Origin of the sequence: Sulfurospirillum diekertiae, assembly GCF_002309535.1 — a bacterium.
GTDB classification, from domain to species: Bacteria; Campylobacterota; Campylobacteria; order Campylobacterales; family Sulfurospirillaceae; genus Sulfurospirillum; species Sulfurospirillum diekertiae.
In genome coordinates this window covers 2,693,824-2,714,849 of sequence record NZ_CP023275.1, presented here as the reverse complement: position 1 = coordinate 2,714,849, position 21,026 = coordinate 2,693,824, and the positions used below count along the sequence as shown (strand labels likewise).

The window sequence follows — 21,026 nt, the reverse complement described above, 5'->3', positions numbered from 1 at the left end:
TTTCTTAAATGACCGAGCCTTTTGGCTCGGTTTCCTTCTTTATTCTCTTAGAATTATTTTAAATAACCCTCAAGTTTAGAAATGTACAGCGTTGATATTTTAAGCAGTTGTTTCACTAATATCGCATTAATTTGTACCATATGTTTGCTGGGGTTTGTAAGGTCTTTTGTATTGAATAGATCGCAGATATAACTTAAAATAATTTGGAAATATTCATAATAGACTTGTGCTAAGTTAGAGTGTGTTTTATTCTCCATATCGCTTAAATTCCATGAAAGTTGAGCCAATGTGCGGAGATATGCATCAACAGTAGCAAACTTTTTCTTTTTAAAAACTTTAATAATTTTTTCAAGTTTTTTGGCTTCTTTAATTTGATATATCATTTGTAAACGGTCTTGCTCATTGAATTGTGCTTCTGAAATACTGTTAAAAAATACTACTATTTTTTCTTGCACTTCCTCTCTTTCTTCTCTCTCTAATTGCATCCAGTCAAATGTTTCAATATGCAAAGGTTCACATCCCTCTAAATAGGCACCATTACTCAAATTATAAATATGATGATATTCTTTTTTAAGTTTTTCTGTAAAAAATTTAGCTTGTTCAATAGATAGTTTAAATGGTTCAAGGGTAGGAACTTCTTCTAAAAAATTGCCTTTGACATACGTAGTAGAATGTTTTACATCTAATGATGCTGTTTGTGTATTAATAGTTCCTGTTGATTGATATGGATGATATCCTCCATGTGTTTGTAATGTTTCAGGGTCTAGAGCTAAGTCAATGCCTAACATATACATGTTAGAGATGCCAAGAATCATCATAAGACCAAGGGTATATTCTCCTACGCTTGGTGCCGAAAAATAGCCAAAGCCTTTTTTGTATTCTGTACCTTGTTCAATAAAATAAATATTTTCTCTTTTAAACTTGCTGACCGTTTTTTCATCCACATTGGAAGCAAGAATGGTGATAACATCTTTAAAATAAGCTTTTTCATCTATCCCTTCAAAAAGTAAAGCACTGTTTTCATCTGGATCAATATGAATGACAATATTAGGGGTAAGACCATTTGCTTGCAAAAGTCTACATGTTGAAAGTGCTGAAATAATAATAAATCTATCTTGATATTTTTTTAGCCACGCTATATTTTTAGAAGTCGATGGACCTGAAAAGACCATAAGAACGGGTTTTTGACTAAAAATATTCCCTTTTATCCCATGGTATCGTGCCATTATATTCATAAATGCATAGTTTTGAATCAGATATTTTGGTGAATCAATATACCGCAATAAAATTGCACTGTAGCCATAGTTAATATAGCTTTGAGAAAGTACATGTGATTGTAATCTTTGGAGATCCAACTGATAATCTAAAGTAAAAGGAATATGTTTTAAATGTAGATTATAATTATTCCCCTGATTTAAAAATGCTAAAAAATTTTCACTTTCTTCTTTCTCATTATCTGTGAGTGAAAAGTGAAGAAAACGATCTTTTGCAAGTTCTGTATAGTTAGTTACAAATAATGAGAGGCGAAAAGTTTCCAAGTTTCTTTCTTTAATAAACATAACTTGAGGATTTAGCTTTTGTGAAAGACCTTGAAGATGATAACCAAGCCCTATCCCTAAAAATATAATTTTATAAACACGATTCATAAAAGTTTCAGGAGTCGCATACTTATTGACATAATTAATAATTTTGATAGTTGCCCAAAGCGCGTTATGAAAGGAGAGTTCACTTTTATCAATCGCATCGGCTTGTTCGTCAGTAGCTCTGACATATTTTTGTCCTTTAAAGACAGCCCCTGTTCGTTTTAAATCAATCGTATCAACCATACGTTGCGATGCTTCTATACTATTACTTTTGTATAAAAATTCATTACTTGAGAGTTCTAAGATGTCAAAATAGCCCTCATCTTTATATTCAAGAGCATAGTTTTCTTCATAAACGCCTTCATCAATCACTTGATTTAAAAGGGAAATTTTTTCAAAAACGATTTTATGGTGTTCCTCAAAATACTTCATGTTTTCTTGAAATAATTTAAGCGCTTTTTGGGTTATTTCATCCATACTATATCCTTATGATAGTCTAACAGGGTAGTGGTGCGTTTTAAGTTCTTCCTTGATCATGAGTGGAGTGTATTGTGTAAAATGAAAAATGTAGGCTGCGGCGAGCGCATCTGCCCCATTTTGTAAAGCTTCGACACCATGTTCAGGCTTGCCCATACCTCCGTTGATGATAATAGGAATATGCAGTGTGTTGGCAAAGAGTTTTAAAAGCTCAGTATCGTAGCCAAGAGTTGTTCCTTCTCTATCAATGGACGTGAGCAAAATCTCTCCAGCACCCTGCGCTTCGTACTCTTTGGCGAGTTCAATCGGGTCGATGTCAAGTAACCCCTCTTTTTTAGTGAAGACTCGGTACTTCCCATCTACTTTTTTAATGTCTATAGAGCAAACGACACATTGCGAGCCAAAAATTGTTGCGATCTCTTTGATAAAAGATGGTCGTTTAATGGCTTCGGAGTTAATCGAAACTTTATCGGCACCTGCACCTAATACCGTGTAAACATCTTCAATGGTTTTGATACCGCCACCAATGGTAAGAGGCATAAAACACTCATTTGCCATATCGGTAATGATTTCGGTATTGATAGGTTCATTGTTTAAGCTTGCATCAATGTCTAAAACGATGAGTTCATCGACATTTCGGGCATTGTAAACGCGTACGGTTGCTGTGGGGTGTCCGATGGTACGAAAAGAGCCAAACTGGATGCTTTTAACCAGTTGCCAATCTTTTAGAAGTACACAAGGAATCAAGCGGTGTTTTAGCATAGCGATTCCTTCGTTAACTGTGCAAAGTTTTTGATAATTTGAAGTCCGTGTGTTTGACTTTTTTCAGGGTGAAATTGCGTTGCAAAGATATTGTTTTTTTGGATGGCACAGACAAAAGATTTACCATAGTCACAATACCCTATGGCATACGTTGAAGGTGCTTCAAAATAGTAAGAGTGTACAAAATAAAAATTGCTATGATCGGGGATCTCTTTAAATAAAATACTAGGGTTATGAAAGTTCATCTCATTCCAGCCCACATGAGGAATTTTTAAGGCACTCTCTTCAAAGCGCACGACTTTCGCATCTTCTATCCAGCCCAATCCTTGGTGCTCTCCAAATTCATAACTTTTTTCTGCGATGAGTTGCATCCCTAAACAGATACCTAAAAAGAGTTTTTTACGCTCCAAAACCTCACTATGTAAAAGTTCACTGAGTCCTAAGCTATTAAGATTTTTCATGGCATCGCCAAAAGCTCCGACACCGGGTAAAACGATGTGAGTAGCTTCTTTAATGAGGGCGTGGTCTCTGGTTATAGTAGCAACAAAACCTACTTTTTCAAATGCTTTTTGCACCGAGCGCAAATTTCCCATACCATAATCAATAATGACGATGTTAGCGGACAAGATATTCCTCTTTTCGTACCAATGAACCGTCTATATCTTTGATAAATTTGCCATTGGCATCTCTTTGGAAGATTCTTTTATTGGTAAAGGAGTCTACGATGAGATCAAATTCCGCACGTGTAAAGCCGGTGTAGTCTAAATATTCTTTGATAGCAAGGCGAGGAGGAATACCGTCGTATTTATTCACAAGACGCACGCCTTCTTCTCTGCTGATATAGCCCAGACGTATATCTAAACAAGCATTGTCCGTAGCGCGTCCAAAGCCGTATTTGACGTATTTGAGATAGTCATGAACATGGTTACTGTAGCAATCTAAATTTTCAAAATTTTCATAGGTCGTTTCAACGGGGCGAATTGTTGTTGAAAAACCATTAGCATGCGATTTTTTGAGCACTTCTCTTAAATCCCATTTGAAATAATAACCTAAGAAAAGTCCCGTTACGCCAACGCGATGAATATCTTCATCTTTTGGGTACATGTAAAGTGATAAATCACGTTCAGTAATGCCTTCAACGCCTATCATATCAGAGATTCTATTACCTAAAAGTCCACCAAATTCTTCTAACCATTGGCGGTCTAAGATATTTCTCGTTTTACTGCTTGCGGGGCCACCATATTCGATTTGAGGGCTTTCCCCCCAAATAATGAGTGGAATGTTGAATTTAACGGCAAAATGAGGAACAACGGTAAAAATACCTAAATGGTTTTGCCACTCACAGTCACCTGTGCGTTTGATAGCTTCACGCGCCAATTTCTTATACACAATAGGATTGCGCTTTACATGGATAAGGTCAACCCCTAAATTATTGAGATTTTCAAGATTTTTTCTACCAATCTCTGTTGGAATGGTGGGTTCAAAACAGATACACAGTGGATTAAGCCCAAGTTCTTTAACTTTGAGCACTTGAAATGTTGAATCCTTGCCGCCACTGACACCAATAACACAGTCATAGTCAGCATTTTTTTTGTTTACATGGACAATGTCTAAAAATTCTTTTTCTCTTTTGTCCCAATCAATTTTTTGATTTTTAGCCTCTTGCGAGCGACAGGCATCACAGACGCCAAATTCATCAAAATGTAAATCAGGTTTGGTGTCGGGCATTACACATTTAGTACAAATTCTCATGCTTTAACTCCTAAAACAACTTGGAGTTTATAGCCCAAAAGTTTTTCATGAAGTGTTTTTTCATCAATAAGATTGGGGATAGTGGTTTTATTGGTTGTATTGCCAAGGTAAGGATTTTCATAACTAAGATAGTTGTTGATAACACCAATTTCTGAAATAACGGTTCGTATATCAAGAACAGCCAGTCCACATTTCTCGGCGAGTTTTGTAATCGTTTTAACGCCGTAAATATTGACATGTTCTAAGCCGTCAAACATATTGCATTTCTCTTGCAAAATTTTAGCAGCAAGTGAATCAGAACTGGGAATTTGTAAAAATATCACACCGTTTTTTTGCAGTAATTTTGACATCATTTTCAGATAAAACTCACCATCTTTAATATGTTCAAAGACATCCCAAAGCGTAATCGCATCAAATTTAGTTTTTAAATCAAGTGTCTCAAGTAATGCATTATGGACATGATGTCCTTTCTTTTGGGCAAATTCAAACTCTTTTTCATTGAGCTCTACACCATGTGTTTGCCATGATCTTTTTTGGGCAACATCTAAAAAGACACCTGATGAGCATCCAATGTCTAAGATAGTTCCTTTGGAAGATATTCTTTCAATACTATCTAAGCCTTGGTTATAGAGATTAACGTAAAATTCATCACTGTTTTCTACAATTTCTGATTGAACGGAGTGATTGCTTTGGTAATAATGGGTAAGGGCACTGTCTGTAAAAACAGGGTTTATATAAACCATCTCACATCCCAAGCATTTGACATAGACACCGCCTTCTTTTTCAAAAATAGCGATACAGTTATCTTCTTTACAGACAGGACAAGGACGATTTTGTGTCCATTTGGTTTCAAAAAGACCTGTTTTTGGATCAATGTATTTCGCGTGGTTTGCGATGCTTGCATCCCAAAGTTTACTTCTTTGTTCATGTAGCGCTTTAACGGTTTGTTCCATCTAAATCTCCTTCTATATGTTTAAAAGCAAGAGCAGTTCCAAATTCTAAATCTATTGTAGAGTATTTGCCCAAAATCTCATTTAAATATTTGGGGTGAAGACCATACCCTGGGCGAACGGAGCGGATATTTTCTTCACTTAAGACTTCGCCTTTGGCAATATCTTTGGCGACATAAAGACTGCGTGAAAACTGTCTGCCTTTGATGCTTTTTTCATCGGTGTGGTAGGTGGGTTTTCCTAGCAGTTTTTCAGTGTCACGTACGGCTTGAGCCATCTGTGTAAATGCTTCCAAATCAAGTGAAAAACTCGCATCCGCGCCACCGATGGCTTTGTCTAAAATGAAATGTTTTTCGATGACTTTAGCTCCTAGCGCTACTGCGGTAATGGGTGCGGTGATGCCGAGCGTATGGTCTGAAAAACCAGCAATAACTCCAAAGCGTTTGGCAAGATCGGGAATGGTTAAAAGGTTTGCACCTTCAAGTGGGGCAGGGTAAGAGGAGGTGCATTGCAATAAAATAATGTCGTTGTTTCCCTCTTTTTGACAGAGTGCAACCACATCTTCGATCTCTTGTAAGGTGGCAATTCCTGTGGAGATGATGATGGGTTTGTGTTTGGATGCAATGTAGCGTACAAGCTCATAATCGGTCACTTCAAAGCTTGCCACTTTATACGCAGGAGGGTTCAGTGTCTCTAAAAAATCCACCGCGCTTTTGTCAAATGGAGTCGAAAAGCAGAGTAAGCCCTCTTCTTGTGCGGTTTCAAAAAGCTCTTGATGCCACTCCCACGGCGTGTACGCTTCTTGGTAGAGTGCGTAAAGGGTTTTGTTGTCCCAAAGTGTGCCTCCTTTGACGATAAAGTCTTCTTTATCACAGTTGAGCGTCAATGTATCGGCAGTATACGTTTGTAGTTTGATAGCATCTGCCCCTGCTTTTTTGGCGGCGCGTATCGTCTTTTTGGCGATCTCTATATCGTTGCCATGGTTAGCAGAAAGCTCCGCGATGATAAGCGTATGTGTACCATCTAAGTTAAAATTACTGATGTTCATTGGCAAGCTCCATGCAAATAACCTCTTTTTCATTGACCATTTTACGCCCTTTTTCGCAAAATCCAAATTTTTCATACAACGCTTTTGCCTTAGCATTCTCCTCAAAAACTTCCGCTTTGAGTATTTGCACCTTTAATCTCTTAAATGCATACTCTACAATGCTTTGCATCAAAAGCGAACCAATCCCTTTTTGATCGAGCTTTGGGTTTGCGTAGAGTCCGAGTGTCGCAGAAGTGGCTGAAATGTCATTAAAGTCGATAACGCCTATATCAACACCCTCATGTTGTACTAAAAAGTAACGTCTATCTGTACGTGTTTCCAAAGACTCGATAAAAGCAAAATGTTCTGCTTCGCTGATGTCATTCGTATTGTACATGTACGCTTTGACATTTTCGTGATTTCGCCACGCTAAAATCATCTGTTTTTGAGGCTCACTGAGCGTTGTAAAGTTGCATAAATAAAGACGCATCCCACTCCTTTAAAACAGGGTAGCCTTGTGCTTGAAGATATGCAAACATATCGTCTTGGTTGCTCGCTACTTTAATCGCAATGAAGGGCACTTCCATAAAAAGCACTTCATGCACCATGACACTCGGTGTTACGATGGCAAGGCGGCTTTGATGAAGCAGTTTGGCAACTTCGTTGGAGTTTACATGTAAAGCGATGTTGGGGTGATCTTGGACATAGTTTTGAAGCTCGCCCAGATGAGCATTTGCCGTGGTTGTTAAAACGCTTACATGTAAAGAGTGGGAAAGGGTTTTTAAAATGGAAAGCGTGATGTTCGAGGCGTCCGTTCCGCCCATAGCAATGAGGATGTCGTAAATTTTTTCACGTGTCTGTTTTTTTTCATCTCGAAACTCATCGCGAATGAGCGTGTAAAGGCTTCCGCAACGCAGTTCGCAGTTTTTGGGAACGAGGTTTTTGTACCGTGAGGCATCCGCGCAAAGGTTGTGGTTGAGCAAAATATCGCACGCATGCGCTTGGTAGGTGTCATCTAGGCTGAGGATTTTCACCCCCGTAGCTTCTTTTACGGTGTGCTCAAACTGCGCGTCAATACCGTAATGATCGATCACTAAGTGTTTTACATGTAAAGATTTGATGAGGGCGATGAGTTCTTCTACACGGTTTGATTTTAAAATTTTAACATCGTAAGGAATGGAGGCGATGATGTTGCCTTCCAAGTTTTGGCACGCAAAAATAACTTCACCCTCAAAACTTTTGGCAAGCACCAAATCACGCATGATATGCCCAAGCCCGATGGTGCTTGAACTATCAGCTCGTATGAGTGTTTTCATGCAGTCCAAGTGCTTTAAACATAAACTCAGCCCTCATCCAATCTTCGGGTGTGTCGATGTCTTGCACCAAATGTCGAGGTAAAAGAACGGCGGTAGAGTGAGGTGCAAAGATGATTTTGCCTTCCAACCAAGCTTCGGGTGTTCCCCAGTAAAATTGTCCCGCATCGTGGTACGCCTCTTCCAAATCTTGGCTTCTGGTATTAAAGTGTTCCGGTGAAAACATCTCGACACGATCTTCTTTCGTGAGGCGAATGGCACGCTGAATGGGGAAAGGAAAACTGGTTGCGCTAAAGGCATATGACGCTTTGGTGCGTTTAAGTTTTTCGTATGCCTCTTTAATAAACATCGCTTGCACAAAAGGAGCCGTCGCATAAATACAACAGATGGCATCTAATTGTGATAACTCTTTATGGCATGTTTCTCGTATCGCATGGGCGATGACAGGAATGGTTGCCGTGTGGTCATCACTGAGCTCTTTGGGGCGCATAAAAGGAACTTCAGCCCCTAATGTGCGTGCCAATGCGGCAATCTCTTCATCATCGGTGCTCACAATAATTTTGTCAAAACAGCCACTTTTTTGGGCGGCTTCAATGCTGTAAGCGATCATGGGTTTGCCACAAAATTCTTTAATGTTTTTACGAGGAATGCGTTTGCTTCCTCCTCGTGCAGGAATAATAGCCAGTCTCATCGTTTACATCCTTTGATGGAAGAGAGTGTCTCAAGCAGGGTGTCTGCAACCATACGTGCATCTTCCATGCTCATGCCTTGATGGCAGGGAATGGAAAGTTCCGCTTTGTAAAAATCTTCCGTTGTCTCCAACCGTTGTTCACCAAAAAGCTTTTTGTAGTAGCTAAATTGGTACACGGGTTTGTAATGAACTTGCACCCCAAGACCCTTTACATGTAATGCTTGAAAAATCTCCTCTTTGGAACACCAAAGCGAGCGATCGAGCAAAATAGGGTAGAGATGGTAGGTACTTCGTTTGGTTTGATCAATCACAATCGTGGTGAAGTAGGGATTGTTGGCAAAGCGTTCATCATAGTAATGTGCGATCTCATTGCGTTTATCAAGAAAATTTTCCAAGCGTCCAAGTTGCGAAAGTCCTAAAGCGCAGGCAACATCACTGAGGCGGTAGTTCTCACCCAGCATCACCATGTCCGAATTCCAGAGCTCTTTTTTGACAATGCCATGCGAGCGTAACAGTTTGGCTTGTTCATAAAAAGCGGTATTGTTCGTGGCAATCGCTCCACCTTCAAAAGTGGTGATGGGCTTGATGGCGTGAAAACTAAAGATGGTCATATCGGCGGTTGTACCCACTTTTTTGCCATTGATTTGGCTTCCGAGTGCGTGGCTCGCATCTTCGATTAAATAGAGTTTATGCTTGTCACACAGTGCTTTAATAGCGTCAATAGGCAGTGGATTTCCGCCAAAATCCACAGGCGCTATTGCTTTGGTTCGAGGAGTGATTAACACCTCTAGTTTGCGTTCGTCAATATTGCCATCATAACGAATGTCGCAAAATACAGGAGTTGCCCCGCATTGGATGGCAGTGTTAGAGGTTGCGGCAAAGGTGAGCGGTGTGGTGATGACTTCATCACCCTTTTGAAGCCCGATAATCTGATAGGCGACATGCAGAGCCGAAGTGGCAGAGTTCATGACGCACACATGTTTAATGCCTAAATAGTTGGCGAGTGCTTCTTCAAAGTCGCCGACTTTTTTTCCACCCGTGAGAAAATCGCCCTTAAGCGTCTCTACAACGGCATCGATGTCGCTTTGGTCAATGCTTTGTCTACTATAGGGAATCATGCGTTTATCATCTCCATTAAGCCTTTGGCATCAAGCCATTGTGTGTTGGTCTCAGAACTGTATTCAAAGCCGTATTTTACGGGAGTTCCACTCTCTCCAATGGCGTTACATGTAAAGTCGTTACGTTGGGTAAAAAGAATGCTTGGCTGGATGACATAATGGTCGTGAAATTCTAGCGTTAAGTGGCTGTCATCTTTGGGAACCATCACTTCGTGCATCTTTTCGCCGGGGCGAATACCGATGATTTTGACACCCAAATGGGGTGCCATACTTTTCGCTAAATCGACCATCTTCATCGAAGCGATTTTAGGAATAAAAATCTCGCCACCTTTCATGCGCTCAAAGTTTTTAAGCACAAAGTTGACTCCTTGTTCCAAGGTAATCCAAAAGCGCGTCATCTCCGCTTCGGTAATCGGAAGCTCTTTTGCTCCCTCCGCAATCAGTTTTTTGAAGAAGGGGACAACTGAGCCACGAGAGCCTACAACATTGCCATAACGAACAACCGAAAACTGCGTTCTACGCGCACCTCTGATGTTATTGGCAGCGACAAAGAGTTTATCGCTGGCTAGTTTGGTGGCGCCGTAAAGATTGATAGGATTGGCAGCTTTATCGGTTGAGAGGGCGATGACTTTGGTCACACCGCATTCAAGAGCTGCATCAATGACATTTCCTGCACCATTAATATTCGTTTTAATGCACTCCATTGGGTTGTACTCGGCGATGGGAACATGCTTGAGTGCCGCAGCATGAATAACATAGTCAACGCCATACATTGCATTTTGAAGACGGTCAACATCGCGAACATCGCCAATGAAAAAGCGCATACAAGGGTCAGTGAATTGCTGTGCCATCTCATACTGTTTCAGTTCATCGCGAGAATAAATGATGATTTTATTGGGTTTGTAATTTTTTAAAAGAATTTCGGTATATTTTTTGCCAAAACTGCCTGTTCCGCCCGTGATAAGAATATTTTTGCCATTAAACACGATAACCCTTTTTGATTGAAGTCGTTGATATCATAAATTGACGATGCTCGCTACTGGGGCATGCTTTACTTCTCAAAAGCAATTTCAGTACCGTTTTTGAATTTGACATTCGTATAATAGGAGTAGTATAATGAATGTATCTTTAAATGAGGAGCATCTGATGAACGTTTCCAGTAGTTCCAATACGCAAGTACTCAACTTAATCACTCAAAATAAATCTCAAACTGATATTATGTTAGAAAAAATCAATGCGACCAAAGAGGTTAATGGTACCGATGGCGCTACTTTGGTTATCTCAGATTCACTCGCATCTCAGATAGCAGCCTTAAGTCAAGGGGTGCAAAATTCAAATGAAACGGTTAGTATGTACCAAATTGCTGACGCTTCTGTTCAGGCAATTCAAGCAGGAACCGATAAATTAAATGACCTCTCCGTGCGTTACAATAACGCCACCCTTGGAACTGAGCAAAAAACAAGCTTGCAAAAAGAGTTTACAGATATTAGTACCGCCATGCAGGATATTGCAAACCAAACAACCTACAATGGTCAAAATCTTCTCAGTAGTAATTATGGACTCAATGTTTCAGGCTTAAGTGATCTTAAAATTAGTGATCAAGCGGGCATTGCAAGTTTTAGAGACAATATGAGCGCTCTTTCGTCTACCATCAGTTCTCAGATCAACAGCGCTAGCAGCAGTATCAACAGTTCCTTGACGACAATGACAAATTTAAGCAGTGCCAATTCTCAGATGTCTGAAACTCCCCTCGATCAAAAGATTGCAGCAATCAACAGCGATCAGATCAAACTGACCAGTTCTGTTTTAACTCAAATTCATCAAAACAATATGATGCAACAAAATATTTCGGCACTTTTGGTTTAAGTGCCGCTCTTTTTTTAGCCTTCCTTCATGCCACGTATCAATAATCAAACTTTTTATGAAAATGCTATCAAACGGTATGGTTGCACGGCCAGAGGGTTGAATTGGAATTCAAAACAGTCGCAGCATATACGTTTTGAAGTGATTCATGCGCTTTTAGAACCACACTTGCCTTCAAGCAAGATTGTGGATGCAGGATGCGGGTTTGGCGATCTCTATCTTTTTTTACAGCAAAAAGGTTCTTTACCTCGTAAATATATTGGGTATGATACGCTCCAAGAGGCCATTTTTGTGGCACACAAACGGACTAAACAGCATTTTGCCCGTAAAGATATTTTAAATGACGAGCTTGAATTGGCGGACTTTTATATTGCCAGTGGCTCGATGAATATTTTAAACCGTTTTGAGACGTTTTTGTTTATTCGCCGTTGTTATGAAGCCTCTAAGAAAGGTTTTGTGTTTAATCTGCTCAAGGGTGAAGAGAAAGAGGGGCATTTTAACTATTTTTTACCTCATGAAATTGAAGCATATACGAGTGAGTTTGCTTACGATGTTGAAATGTATGAGGACTATATGGAAGGTGATTTCACCGTATTTTTGAAAAAGGAAGATGTATGAAAAAACTCTTACTTGGGATTATTGGGCTCTATTTGGTAGCGATGGGGTATCTCTATTTTACCCAAGATGCGCAAGTGTTCAATATTAAGGCGATTGTAAAGCAAGCCAAAGTGAGTGGTGAAACGATTGAGCCCCTCTCTTTACATGTCAAAGAGGGCGTTGATTTAGAAGGGGTATTGCGACATGATGCACAAAGCGATGCGGGAGTCATTCTTTACTTTGGGGGTAATGCGGATGACGCTACCCAATTTCTTTTACATGTAAAGGATATTCAAGGCTACGACATCATTGCTTTTAACTATCGAGGCTATGGCGAAAGTACAGGAATGCCAAGTGAGCAAGCCTTGTTTGAAGATGCGCTCAAGATTTACGATACGTACGCAAAAGGACGTAAAGTGGTATTGATTGGGCGAAGCTTAGGAACGGGAGTTGCGACCTATCTTGCTTCGCAAAGGGTAGTAGATGGTTTGGTGCTTATTAGTCCTTACGATTCAATCCTCTCTATCGCCAAAATTAAGTACCCTTTCTTTCCGATTGATCTGATGCTTAAAAACAAGTTTGAAACCATTGAGTACCTTCCTTTAGTCAAGTCAAAAATAGCGGTGATGGAAGTTGAAAATGACACCGTTATTCCTCATTACCATCTTGAAAAACTCTTAGAGGTGATGCCGAGTCGTCCTTTACATGTAATCTTGAGCCATACAACACATAATAACGTTTTTGAACACCCTGCCTTTACAAAAGAGCTACAAACTATATTAGGAAAAATCATTGAATAAAGTCTATATCAAACACTCCGTTGTTCCCAAAATAAGACGCTTTACCCCATGGGTTTATGCTAACGAAATTGACTCTAGCTTAGAGGAGTTTCAAAGCGGTGAAGTCGTCGCGCTCTTTTCCAAAAAAGATGGTTTTTTAGGAACCGCCTATGTCAATCCAAAATGCGCGATTTTCGCGCGCATTCTGAGCTTTGGCAAAGAGGAGATTGGTAAAAAGTTTTTCCATAACCGCATCAAAAGAGCCATCGCAAAGCGTGAGGCACTTCTGTCTCAAACCAATGCCGTGCGTCTCATTCACTCCGAAGCAGATTTCTTACCAGGGCTTATTGTGGACAAGTATGGCGATACGCTCTCCATTCAGATCAATACAGCGGGTATGGAAACCTTTCGTGAACTCATTTTAAGTACGCTGAAACAGCTCGTGAACCCTTTATGGATCGTTGAAAAATCCGATGAACACTCCCGTGAAATCGAAGGGTTAGAGAGTAAAAACGGCACACTTTTTGGCACACCTTCCAAAGAGTTTGAACTCCAAGAGAATGGTTTGACCTTTTTAGTGGATATTGAAGATGCCCAAAAAACAGGCTTTTACCTCGACCAGCGTAAAAATAGAGCTATTTGTGCGAGTTACATCAAAGAGAACGACATCGTGCTTGATCTTTGCTGTAATGCCGGTGGTTTTGGCATCCATGCACTCTCAAAGGGCGCTAAAAATGCCGTTTTTGTAGACATCTCCGAATCCGCCATAGCACAAACCAAAGCCAACCTCGAAGCCAATAAAATGGAAACATACGAAGCGTATGCCGCCGATGCGTTTACCTTTATGAAAGAGAAAAAATACAAAAACAGTTTTGATCTCATTGTACTCGATCCCCCCTCTTTTGCCAAAGCCAAAGAGCAAGCCAATGGCGCTAAACGAGGCTTTAAACACCTCTTGATGGAGTCTACCAAAGCCGTCAAAGACGGAGGTTCAATCGCGCTCTTCTCCTGCTCCTTTCACGTCGGCAAAAAAGAACTGTTAGATATCGCCATGGAAGTCTCCCACGATCTTAAAGTGCAATACATTTTGTTAGAACAAATGCAACAAGACAGCGACCACCCATGCCTAATTAATGCCGCTGCATCGTTTTATTTGAATGGATTGTTGTTGAGAGTTGAGAAATAAGTCGTACGCAATAAATATGGGAACTACTTTTTACATGTAAAATAGTGTTACAACAAAAATTTGTAACGGAAAAATATGTGGAGAATAACCAATGAGATTTAATCCAATTAGAGGAAGAGAATCGTGGCTAAAAAATGATGCTTCTTTATTAAAATGGCTTTTAGCAAGACAATATGAACCTGGAGATCCTATGGGAAATATGGCTGCAAGCCATATTAGGAGCATTATTGAATGCTATCTTTATGGACTTTCTAAAGAGATACAGCCCGTTATTGCCCGTTCTCTTGAATGGCTCAATATTGCAATAGAACAAGATGAATGGAGCGACCATCCTGACCCAGATTATCATAGGGCTACTTTACATGAAGCGAAAGCATTAGCACTGTGGCTTCAAAATTCTGATCCTGCGATAGAAATATGGGATAAAGCAAGACACTTTCTTTTATCAGTTATGGAGCCTGCTTATGGGAAAAAAATTAAAACGGATGGATTGGATGCTTATTTGAGTTATTGTATTCACGCAGAGCAGTATGAAGCAGGTGTGATGGAGTATGAAAAATACTACGGCGTCTCTAAAGTTTCGTTTGGAGGTTCTATGGCTCCAAGAAAATGGGCATATGCTTTCTGTCTTAATCATATTAAACCGCAATTTGATCCTGAAAAACTATTTCAAGCAGGGCGCAAGATGCTCCAAACCCATTTGGATAACAATTGGCTGGGCGTAGGACAAAACATTCGTGCGGCGATGTGGCTTAAAAATGTCTATTGGCATGACAATCGCACCTTGACTCCTTTAGAGACCATTTTAAAAGCGTATGAAAATATGCCTGATATCCCAAAACCAGATTTTATTGAAAATTGAAAAAGTTACAGTTAGCATCTACGCTACCTCAAACTTCCCCTCATCAATAAACTTCAAAAATTCAACTTTGAATTTGGCTCTGTTTTCATCTTCTTGTATCCATGGAAGGTGGGTTTTACGTTCGGCTTCGATGATGGGAAACCATGTTTTTTGTAGATCGTGATCGAGCATACAACGATCGTAAATGGACTCTAAAAAGTTCCAGACAATGAAGGCATAGGTGTTGTATTGCATCTCTTCATCAAGGGAGCGTTCATGGTCTTTTCGGAGCAGAAAAGGTTTATTGAGGGCTTCTTTGAGAATTTCAAAGTACATTTTATCAATCTCACCGTAGTGGACACTTTGCATCGTTTTACGGTACATCCGTATCGAATACAACAATGCAAAGATAGCCATCATCGTAGCTAAAATACTCATGATAGCACTAATGGCAGTCCAGAGAGTTTCATATTCATCGCTTAAAAAAATTTCCATCAACAATCCTTTTAAATGAGGTTTAACATCGGTGGTACAAGCTCAAGCATTTGAGCAATGCGGGAGTCTGTTTTGGCGCATCCATAGACATTGACATAGAGTTTTTCTAGCCATGTGTGCAGTGTCTCTTTGGAAACTTCGCGCATACGGGGATGATAGACTAAAAGTTCCATAGGTGGGGCTTCTTCAGTGCTTGGTAGTGGTAAAATATAATCAAAGGGGTCAATTTTTAAAGCTCCCAAACGGCGGTAAAACTGTTCTCTCTTTTCACGAATTTCATGATCTCTTGAGCTTTTTTCAGGCGAGTCTATTTCGATCAAAAGTGCACGTATACCATGCATTTTAAAAAGCTGTTCAATGCTATTTTTTAAAAGCGTTGAACCCAGCCCAATGCCACGGAGGCTCTCATCGACCGCCATGTATTCCAGCAAGAAAAAATCATCATCTTGCGGATGATACATAATGCAAAATCCTACAATTTTTTCGTCATTATAAGCGAGATAAATGGTGTAAAAAGAGGCATGTTGCATCGCTAAAAGTGCGTCACGGGATTTTTGTTCTGAAAGGGGAAAGGCAGTAGAGTAGATGGCATAAAAGCCATCAAACTCATGTGTATTGTTTTGCTCTAGCGCCTTTACATGTAAAGCCATAATTGCTTATTTTAAAATACGTGGTAAGGTAATACCTGTTTGCCCTTGGTATTTACCGTGTTTGTCTTTGTAGGTGGTTTCACATGGCGTATCACCCTCTAAAAAGAGCACTTGCGCGATGCCTTCATTGGCATAAATTTTGGCTGGAAGGGGTGTTGTATTGGAAATTTCAATCGTAATGTGACCTTCAAATTCTGGCTCAAACGGGGTGACGTTGACGATGATGCCACAACGTGCATACGTACTTTTTCCTAAACAAATGGCAAGGACATTTTTAGGGATGCGAAAGTATTCAACGGTGCGTGCCAATGCAAAAGAGTTAGGTGGAACGATGCAGATGTCACCTAGAAAATCAATGACATTTTTATCGTCAAATTCTTTTGGGTCAACCACGGTGGAATTGACATTGGTAAAAATCTTAAATTCACGTCCCACGCGGATGTCATACCCATAACTGCTTACACCATAACTGACGACATCTTTACCGACTTGACCGTCGCAAAAAGGCTCTATCATACGCTCTTTGAGCGATTTTTCTCGTATCCAACTGTCTGCTTTTAAACCCATAACTTCCCTTAAGTGATCGTATATATTTAGTATGGTATTATAACACATTTTATGTTATGCCCAAAAATGGCAAATATTTAGGAGAAACCGAATGGATAAAAATGAAATTAGAGAGTTAATACGTATTTTTGATAAAAGTGATATTACAAAACTCAAAATCAAAGAGGGTGATTTTAGCATTGAACTGCAAAAAGGTTTTGATGGTCCTGTTACGTATGCAGCAGCCCCAGTTGTGCAAGCCCCAAGTGTTGCTCCTGTAGCAGCTCCTGTTGCTCAAGTTGGAGGCGAGGCGAGTGTGAATGCAGCGCCTGCAGGTTTAAGTATGAAATCACCTATGGTAGGAACTTTCTATCGATCTCCCGCTCCTGGTGCGGCTCCGTTTGCAAAAGTAGGCGACGTGATCCGTAAAGGTCAACCTATCGGTATTATCGAAGCAATGAAAATTATGAATGAAATCGAAGCAGAGTTTGACTGTAAAGTCTTAGATATTCTTGTCGAAGATGGTCAACCTGTAGAATACGATATGCCAATCTTTGCGGTGGAGAAAGTGTAATGAAGATTGAGAAAATTCTTGTTGCCAATCGTGGTGAGATCGCCCTTCGCGCAATACGCACCATCAAAGAGATGGGAAAACAAGCGATTGCGGTTTATTCCACTGCGGATAAAGATGCGCTCTATCTTCAATATGCCGATGCAAGTATTTGTATTGGTGGTGCAAAATCATCTGAGAGTTATTTAAGCATTCCTGCAATCATCAGTGCCGCTGAGATCAGTGGCTGTGATGCCATTTTCCCAGGGTATGGTTTCCTCAGCGAAAACCAAACCTTTGTTGAAGTGTGCCAACACCACAACATCAAATTTATTGGACCTTCTGTTGATTCCATGGTTTTAATGAGCGATAAATCGAAAGCCAAAGATGTCATGAAAAAAGCGGGTGTACCGGTTATTCTTGGAAGCGAAGGCGTGCTTGAGAGTGTTGAAGAAGCCAAAAAATTGGCTGAACAAATCGGACTTCCCGTTATCGTCAAAGCGAGTGCAGGCGGCGGTGGACGTGGTATGCGTGTGGTTGAAAAGATGGAAGATTTGGAAAAATCATTCCTTGCCGCAGAGAGCGAAGCGCTCAGTGCGTTTGGCGATGGTACACTTTACATGGAAAAATACATTAAAAACCCACGTCATATCGAAGTACAAGTGATTGGTGATTCGTTTGGCAATGTTGTCCATATTGGTGAGCGTGATTGTTCGATGCAACGTCGTCATCAAAAACTGATTGAAGAGTCTCCAGCCATTGCACTCGATGCCAAAACAAGAGCACGACTTCATGAAGTAGCCGTTAAAGCAACGAAATATATCGGATATGAAAATGCAGGTACGTTTGAGTTTCTTTTGGATGCCGATAAAAATTTCTATTTTATGGAAATGAACACCAGACTTCAAGTCGAGCATTGTGTCAGTGAGATGGTCAGCGGTATCGACATTATTGAGTGGATGATTCGTGTGGCTGAAGGTGAAAAACTTTTTGATCAAAGTGCACTCACTTTCCGTGGGCATTCGATTGAGTGTCGTATTACGGCAGAAGATCCTGTCAAATTTATTCCAAGTCCTGGTAAGATTACAAAGTACATCATTCCAGGAGGTCGCAATGTTCGTATGGATTCTCATGCGTATCAAGGTTATATTGTTCCCCCCAATTATGACTCTATGATTGGAAAGTTGGTGGTATGGGGTGAAACACGTGACCGCGCCATTAAAAAAATGAGAGAAGCTTTGAATGAGTTACAAATAGAGGGTATTAAAACGGTAAGAGATTTTCATTTAAATATGATGGACAATGAAGATTTTATCGAAAATAGATTTGATACAAACTATCTTTCACGCTACTAAATAATTTTAAGGTCGCCATTTTGACGACCTTTAACGTTGTATTTGACTAGGGTGCTCTGATAACTTGAATGTTAGCAGATGATTTTAACTTTTCAAAATACTCTTCAATCGCTTTTTGTTCTTTACCTTCTCCCAGTTTTGAGTAGATATAGTTTTTAGCATCAGCAAAAGAGACGGTTTGAACATTGTATTTTTCTTTTACAAAAAACATGACGTAATTTGAATCGGTTTTTGTGATGGCAGAAAATTTCCCTTTAGCTGTTTTGTTTAGTTGTGCTATGAGTTTTGGGTCTGCTTTAGCTGCTTCAATTTTTCCTTCTTGAAGCTGAACATCACTCACAGCACTCATAGGGTTATTTTGAATGGCAGTTAGGCTTTGTTGATTAGCGCTAGTATAGATCGTCACATCAAATGCACTTGCTTGTGAAAATTCATTAAGATTTTCATTATAATAAGCTTGTAGGTCACTATCTCCCATTTGTTGCATTTTGGTACTAACAATTTTTTTATAGAGTTTATCACGTTGTAATTTCTTTTTAAGATCCTCTTTATACTCAGAAATTTCAATATTTTTTGAACGGATCATATTAAGGAAATCATATTGATTCATATTGTTACTAATTGCTAAGTTTTCGATATATTGATCGACTTCAAAATTGTCAACAGCGATATTTTGTTTTTTGATTTCAGATTCTTCAAGCTTTTGTCTTACTAAAATATCTAATGCCTCTTTTTTGGGGATGTTAAAGCGCTGTGAATACTTGAAAACATCAAATAATGTAATAGGCTCTTTATTAATAATGATAGAAACTCCATCAACAGTACTTGCATTTACAGGTGAAAAAAGTAAGGTTGTACACAACGTTACAAAAGTTAACACCTTTAGTTTAATCTTCATCAATAATCCTTTATTTTAAGAAAAATAGCTATATAATCGTGTTGTATTATACAAAACAAGCTACGTATGATAACATCTTTTTTGACAAAAAAAATTAAAAAAATGTTTTTTCTCCAGCTCCAGTGGATTTTTTAATCACTACGTAACGAAATGATACATAATTTATACATAATTTATAAAATAAAGAATGAAGGTACAGTTATGGTTGTGACACGCTTTGCCCCTAGTCCTACGGGATATCTGCATATTGGAGGGCTTAGAACGGCTCTTTACAGTTATTTGTGGGCAAAAAGAAATAATGGAAAATTTTTATTTCGTATTGAAGATACAGATCTTGCTCGAAACTCCAAAGCAGCAGCAGATGCTATTGTCGAGGCATTCAAATGGGTTGGTTTAGCGCATGAGGGTGAGATTGTTTATCAATCAGAGCGTTTCGATCTCTATAAAAGTTATGTTCAAAAGCTTTTGGATGCTGGAAAAGCGTATAAATGTTATATGAGCAAAGAGGAGCTTGATGCACTTCGAGAAGCTCAAATGGCACGTAAAGAACGCCCAAAATATGATGGGAGATACCGTGACTTTACGGGAACGCCTCCAGAGGGCGTTGAGCCTGTTATTCGTATCAAAGCACCCACAAGTGGCGTGATCTCTTTTGTCGACGGTGTTAAAGGTGAAGTCAGTTTTAATGCGAGCGATATGTTGGATGATTTCATCATCGCTAGAAGTGATGGCACACCAACCTATAACTTTGTTGTTGTCATCGATGACGCGCTGATGGGCGTTAATGAAGTCATTCGTGGGGATGACCATCTTTCCAATACACCTAAACAGATCATTTTATATCAAGCGCTTGGTTTCGATATTCCCAAATTTTACCATGTTCCTATGATTTTAAATCCTCAAGGTAAAAAGCTCTCTAAACGCGATGGTGCCGTTGATGTGATGGAGTATAAGAGGGAAGGGTATCTACCAGAAGCTCTGCTCAATTTTCTGATTCGATTAGGCTGGAGTCATGGCGATCAAGAGATTTTCTCATTTGAGCAGATGCAAGAGCTGTTTGATCCTTCAAATATCAATAAATCAGCTTCGGCTTATAACCAAGAAAAACTGGTATGGCTTAATGCGCATTATATAAAACAAGCAAGCCATGCGCGCTTAATTGATGAATTGCGCTTTTTTGATGTCGATATTACGTTACATGTAAAGAAAGAGTTACTGATTGACGCACTTCGTGATCGTGCTAAGACCTTAGTGGAGTTTGCTGCTATGGTAAAACAGATTTTAGAGGCACCAATGTGTTACGATGAAAAGGCGGTTGAGAAGTTCTTAACTGCCGAAGGGCTAACTGTTTTAGAGCAGTATCTTGAAGCGCTAAAAGACGCAAAAGAGCTCAATAGTGCGAGTGAATTTGAAACAGTTACCAAAGGATTTTTAGAAGAAAAGGGTTTAAAACTTAAAGATCTTGCGCAAGCCATTCGTATTGCTATGGTAGGTAATTCTGTGAGTCCTTCCATCTTTGAAGTGTTGGAAATTATTGGATATGCCAATGTTATACAGAGAATTCAAAAATTAATATCTTATAAAAGGAGTTAG

Annotated in this window: 23 protein-coding genes; 8 read left to right on the top strand and 15 right to left on the bottom strand. The window is 39.6% G+C overall.

The window, feature by feature from the left end; translation table 11 throughout:
- Window positions 1-53: 53 nt before the first annotated feature.
- Genes SJPD1_RS13925 through pseB form a run of 11 tightly spaced genes read right to left on the bottom strand, consistent with a single transcriptional unit; the run spans window position 54 to window position 10,659 of the window.
- Entirely contained in the window at window positions 54-2,060 is a 2,007-nt protein-coding gene (locus SJPD1_RS13925; RefSeq protein ID WP_096047683.1) for a motility associated factor glycosyltransferase family protein, read from the bottom strand.
- A 9-nt stretch (window positions 2,061-2,069) separates the two neighbouring features.
- Window positions 2,070-2,822 (bottom strand): imidazole glycerol phosphate synthase subunit HisF, encoded by a 753-nt coding sequence (gene hisF, locus SJPD1_RS13920; protein WP_096047682.1) that lies wholly within the window; start codon window positions 2,820-2,822, stop codon window positions 2,070-2,072.
- A complete protein-coding gene (gene hisH, locus SJPD1_RS13915; RefSeq protein ID WP_210394439.1) occupies window positions 2,816-3,415 on the bottom strand; it encodes an imidazole glycerol phosphate synthase subunit HisH in 600 nt (199 codons plus the stop codon). Before hisH ends, hisF begins: the two co-directional genes overlap by 7 nt.
- Before the next feature lie 22 nt (window positions 3,416-3,437).
- The gene (gene pseA, locus SJPD1_RS13910) at window positions 3,438-4,574 is read right to left on the bottom strand and encodes a pseudaminic acid biosynthesis protein PseA (protein ID WP_096047680.1); all 1,137 of its coding nucleotides are present in this window, start codon (window positions 4,572-4,574) and stop codon (window positions 3,438-3,440) included.
- Window positions 4,571-5,527, bottom strand: coding sequence for a class I SAM-dependent methyltransferase (locus tag SJPD1_RS13905; protein WP_096047679.1), 957 nt, complete (start codon window positions 5,525-5,527; stop codon window positions 4,571-4,573). Before SJPD1_RS13905 ends, pseA begins: the two co-directional genes overlap by 4 nt.
- Window positions 5,511-6,572, bottom strand: coding sequence for a pseudaminic acid synthase (gene pseI, locus SJPD1_RS13900; RefSeq protein WP_096047678.1), 1,062 nt, complete (start codon window positions 6,570-6,572; stop codon window positions 5,511-5,513). The genes SJPD1_RS13905 and pseI overlap by 17 nt, the downstream gene beginning before the upstream one ends.
- Window positions 6,559-7,041 (bottom strand): UDP-4-amino-4,6-dideoxy-N-acetyl-beta-L-altrosamine N-acetyltransferase, encoded by a 483-nt coding sequence (gene pseH, locus SJPD1_RS13895; RefSeq protein WP_096047677.1) that lies wholly within the window; start codon window positions 7,039-7,041, stop codon window positions 6,559-6,561. The genes pseI and pseH overlap by 14 nt, the downstream gene beginning before the upstream one ends.
- A complete protein-coding gene (gene pseG, locus SJPD1_RS13890; RefSeq protein WP_096047676.1) occupies window positions 7,004-7,867 on the bottom strand; it encodes a UDP-2,4-diacetamido-2,4,6-trideoxy-beta-L-altropyranose hydrolase in 864 nt (287 codons plus the stop codon). Before pseG ends, pseH begins: the two co-directional genes overlap by 38 nt.
- The gene (pseF, locus tag SJPD1_RS13885) at window positions 7,845-8,555 is read right to left on the bottom strand and encodes a pseudaminic acid cytidylyltransferase (protein WP_096047675.1); all 711 of its coding nucleotides are present in this window, start codon (window positions 8,553-8,555) and stop codon (window positions 7,845-7,847) included. Before pseF ends, pseG begins: the two co-directional genes overlap by 23 nt.
- Window positions 8,552-9,673, bottom strand: a complete 1,122-nt coding sequence (pseC, locus tag SJPD1_RS13880) for a UDP-4-amino-4,6-dideoxy-N-acetyl-beta-L-altrosamine transaminase (protein ID WP_096047674.1) — start codon at window positions 9,671-9,673, stop codon at window positions 8,552-8,554. The genes pseF and pseC overlap by 4 nt, the downstream gene beginning before the upstream one ends.
- Window positions 9,670-10,659 (bottom strand): UDP-N-acetylglucosamine 4,6-dehydratase (inverting), encoded by a 990-nt coding sequence (gene pseB, locus SJPD1_RS13875; RefSeq protein WP_096047673.1) that lies wholly within the window; start codon window positions 10,657-10,659, stop codon window positions 9,670-9,672. Before pseB ends, pseC begins: the two co-directional genes overlap by 4 nt.
- 130 nt (window positions 10,660-10,789) lie before the next feature.
- Here pseB and SJPD1_RS13870 point away from each other — a divergent pair, with 130 nt between their 5' ends.
- The 5 genes from SJPD1_RS13870 to SJPD1_RS13850 all read left to right on the top strand — a co-directional run bounded on the left by SJPD1_RS13870 (window position 10,790) and on the right by SJPD1_RS13850 (window position 14,960).
- Window positions 10,790-11,539 (top strand): flagellin, encoded by a 750-nt coding sequence (locus SJPD1_RS13870; RefSeq protein ID WP_168171372.1) that lies wholly within the window; start codon window positions 10,790-10,792, stop codon window positions 11,537-11,539.
- A gap of 27 nt (window positions 11,540-11,566) precedes the next feature.
- Complete coding sequence (locus SJPD1_RS13865; protein WP_096047672.1) at window positions 11,567-12,154, top strand: class I SAM-dependent methyltransferase; 588 nt, start codon at window positions 11,567-11,569, stop codon at window positions 12,152-12,154.
- Window positions 12,151-12,933, top strand: coding sequence for an alpha/beta hydrolase (locus SJPD1_RS13860; protein ID WP_096047671.1), 783 nt, complete (start codon window positions 12,151-12,153; stop codon window positions 12,931-12,933). Before SJPD1_RS13865 ends, SJPD1_RS13860 begins: the two co-directional genes overlap by 4 nt.
- A complete protein-coding gene (locus SJPD1_RS13855; RefSeq protein ID WP_096047670.1) occupies window positions 12,926-14,098 on the top strand; it encodes a class I SAM-dependent rRNA methyltransferase in 1,173 nt (390 codons plus the stop codon). The genes SJPD1_RS13860 and SJPD1_RS13855 overlap by 8 nt, the downstream gene beginning before the upstream one ends.
- 91 nt (window positions 14,099-14,189) lie before the next feature.
- The gene (locus SJPD1_RS13850) at window positions 14,190-14,960 is read left to right on the top strand and encodes a hypothetical protein (RefSeq protein WP_096047669.1); all 771 of its coding nucleotides are present in this window, start codon (window positions 14,190-14,192) and stop codon (window positions 14,958-14,960) included.
- Between the two features lie 18 nt (window positions 14,961-14,978).
- Here SJPD1_RS13850 and SJPD1_RS13845 read toward each other — a convergent pair whose 3' ends face one another.
- From SJPD1_RS13845 to dcd, 3 genes are read right to left on the bottom strand one after another with little or no spacing between them, the layout of a single operon-like run.
- Window positions 14,979-15,434 carry an SAM-dependent methyltransferase gene (locus SJPD1_RS13845; RefSeq protein ID WP_096047668.1) on the bottom strand — a complete coding sequence of 152 codons (456 nt, stop codon included), beginning with the start codon at window positions 15,432-15,434 and terminating at the stop codon, window positions 14,979-14,981.
- Between the two features lie 11 nt (window positions 15,435-15,445).
- Complete coding sequence (locus SJPD1_RS13840; protein WP_096047667.1) at window positions 15,446-16,084, bottom strand: GNAT family N-acetyltransferase; 639 nt, start codon at window positions 16,082-16,084, stop codon at window positions 15,446-15,448.
- A gap of 6 nt (window positions 16,085-16,090) precedes the next feature.
- Entirely contained in the window at window positions 16,091-16,651 is a 561-nt protein-coding gene (gene dcd, locus SJPD1_RS13835; protein WP_096047666.1) for a dCTP deaminase, read from the bottom strand.
- Between the two features lie 91 nt (window positions 16,652-16,742).
- Here dcd and accB point away from each other — a divergent pair, with 91 nt between their 5' ends.
- Entirely contained in the window at window positions 16,743-17,204 is a 462-nt protein-coding gene (accB, locus tag SJPD1_RS13830; RefSeq protein ID WP_096047665.1) for an acetyl-CoA carboxylase biotin carboxyl carrier protein, read from the top strand.
- Window positions 17,204-18,535 carry an acetyl-CoA carboxylase biotin carboxylase subunit gene (locus SJPD1_RS13825; protein ID WP_087439691.1) on the top strand — a complete coding sequence of 444 codons (1,332 nt, stop codon included), beginning with the start codon at window positions 17,204-17,206 and terminating at the stop codon, window positions 18,533-18,535. The genes accB and SJPD1_RS13825 overlap by 1 nt, the downstream gene beginning before the upstream one ends.
- Window positions 18,536-18,581: 46 nt before the next feature.
- Here SJPD1_RS13825 and SJPD1_RS13820 read toward each other — a convergent pair whose 3' ends face one another.
- A complete protein-coding gene (locus SJPD1_RS13820; RefSeq protein ID WP_096047664.1) occupies window positions 18,582-19,433 on the bottom strand; it encodes a peptidylprolyl isomerase in 852 nt (283 codons plus the stop codon).
- Between the two features lie 201 nt (window positions 19,434-19,634).
- On the opposite strand from SJPD1_RS13820, the gene gltX reads away from it, so the two are divergent.
- A complete protein-coding gene (gene gltX, locus SJPD1_RS13815) occupies window positions 19,635-21,026 on the top strand; it encodes a glutamate--tRNA ligase (protein ID WP_096047663.1) in 1,392 nt (463 codons plus the stop codon).

Excerpts from the sequence above, each read along its gene's own strand:
- SJPD1_RS13925 (WP_096047683.1), bottom strand. The coding sequence starts at position 2,060 with ATGGATGAAATAACCCAAAAAGCGCTTAAATTATTTCAAGAAAACATG.
- hisF (WP_096047682.1), bottom strand. The coding sequence starts at position 2,822 with ATGCTAAAACACCGCTTGATTCCTTGTGTACTTCTAAAAGATTGGCAA.
- hisH (WP_210394439.1), bottom strand. The coding sequence starts at position 3,415 with ATGGGAAATTTGCGCTCGGTGCAAAAAGCATTTGAAAAAGTAGGTTTT.
- pseA (WP_096047680.1), bottom strand. The coding sequence starts at position 4,574 with ATGAGAATTTGTACTAAATGTGTAATGCCCGACACCAAACCTGATTTA.
- SJPD1_RS13905 (WP_096047679.1), bottom strand. The coding sequence starts at position 5,527 with ATGGAACAAACCGTTAAAGCGCTACATGAACAAAGAAGTAAACTTTGG.
- pseI (WP_096047678.1), bottom strand. The coding sequence starts at position 6,572 with ATGAACATCAGTAATTTTAACTTAGATGGTACACATACGCTTATCATC.
- pseH (WP_096047677.1), bottom strand. The coding sequence starts at position 7,041 with ATGCGTCTTTATTTATGCAACTTTACAACGCTCAGTGAGCCTCAAAAA.
- pseG (WP_096047676.1), bottom strand. The coding sequence starts at position 7,867 with ATGAAAACACTCATACGAGCTGATAGTTCAAGCACCATCGGGCTTGGG.
- pseF (WP_096047675.1), bottom strand. The coding sequence starts at position 8,555 with ATGAGACTGGCTATTATTCCTGCACGAGGAGGAAGCAAACGCATTCCT.
- pseC (WP_096047674.1), bottom strand. The coding sequence starts at position 9,673 with ATGATTCCCTATAGTAGACAAAGCATTGACCAAAGCGACATCGATGCC.
- SJPD1_RS13870 (WP_168171372.1), top strand. The coding sequence starts at position 10,790 with ATGAATGTATCTTTAAATGAGGAGCATCTGATGAACGTTTCCAGTAGT.
- SJPD1_RS13865 (WP_096047672.1), top strand. The coding sequence starts at position 11,567 with ATGCCACGTATCAATAATCAAACTTTTTATGAAAATGCTATCAAACGG.
- SJPD1_RS13860 (WP_096047671.1), top strand. The coding sequence starts at position 12,151 with ATGAAAAAACTCTTACTTGGGATTATTGGGCTCTATTTGGTAGCGATG.
- SJPD1_RS13850 (WP_096047669.1), top strand. The coding sequence starts at position 14,190 with ATGAGATTTAATCCAATTAGAGGAAGAGAATCGTGGCTAAAAAATGAT.
- SJPD1_RS13845 (WP_096047668.1), bottom strand. The coding sequence starts at position 15,434 with ATGGAAATTTTTTTAAGCGATGAATATGAAACTCTCTGGACTGCCATT.
- SJPD1_RS13840 (WP_096047667.1), bottom strand. The coding sequence starts at position 16,084 with ATGGCTTTACATGTAAAGGCGCTAGAGCAAAACAATACACATGAGTTT.
- dcd (WP_096047666.1), bottom strand. The coding sequence starts at position 16,651 with ATGGGTTTAAAAGCAGACAGTTGGATACGAGAAAAATCGCTCAAAGAG.
- accB (WP_096047665.1), top strand. The coding sequence starts at position 16,743 with ATGGATAAAAATGAAATTAGAGAGTTAATACGTATTTTTGATAAAAGT.
- SJPD1_RS13825 (WP_087439691.1), top strand. The coding sequence starts at position 17,204 with ATGAAGATTGAGAAAATTCTTGTTGCCAATCGTGGTGAGATCGCCCTT.
- SJPD1_RS13820 (WP_096047664.1), bottom strand. The coding sequence starts at position 19,433 with ATGAAGATTAAACTAAAGGTGTTAACTTTTGTAACGTTGTGTACAACC.
- gltX (WP_096047663.1), top strand. The coding sequence starts at position 19,635 with ATGGTTGTGACACGCTTTGCCCCTAGTCCTACGGGATATCTGCATATT.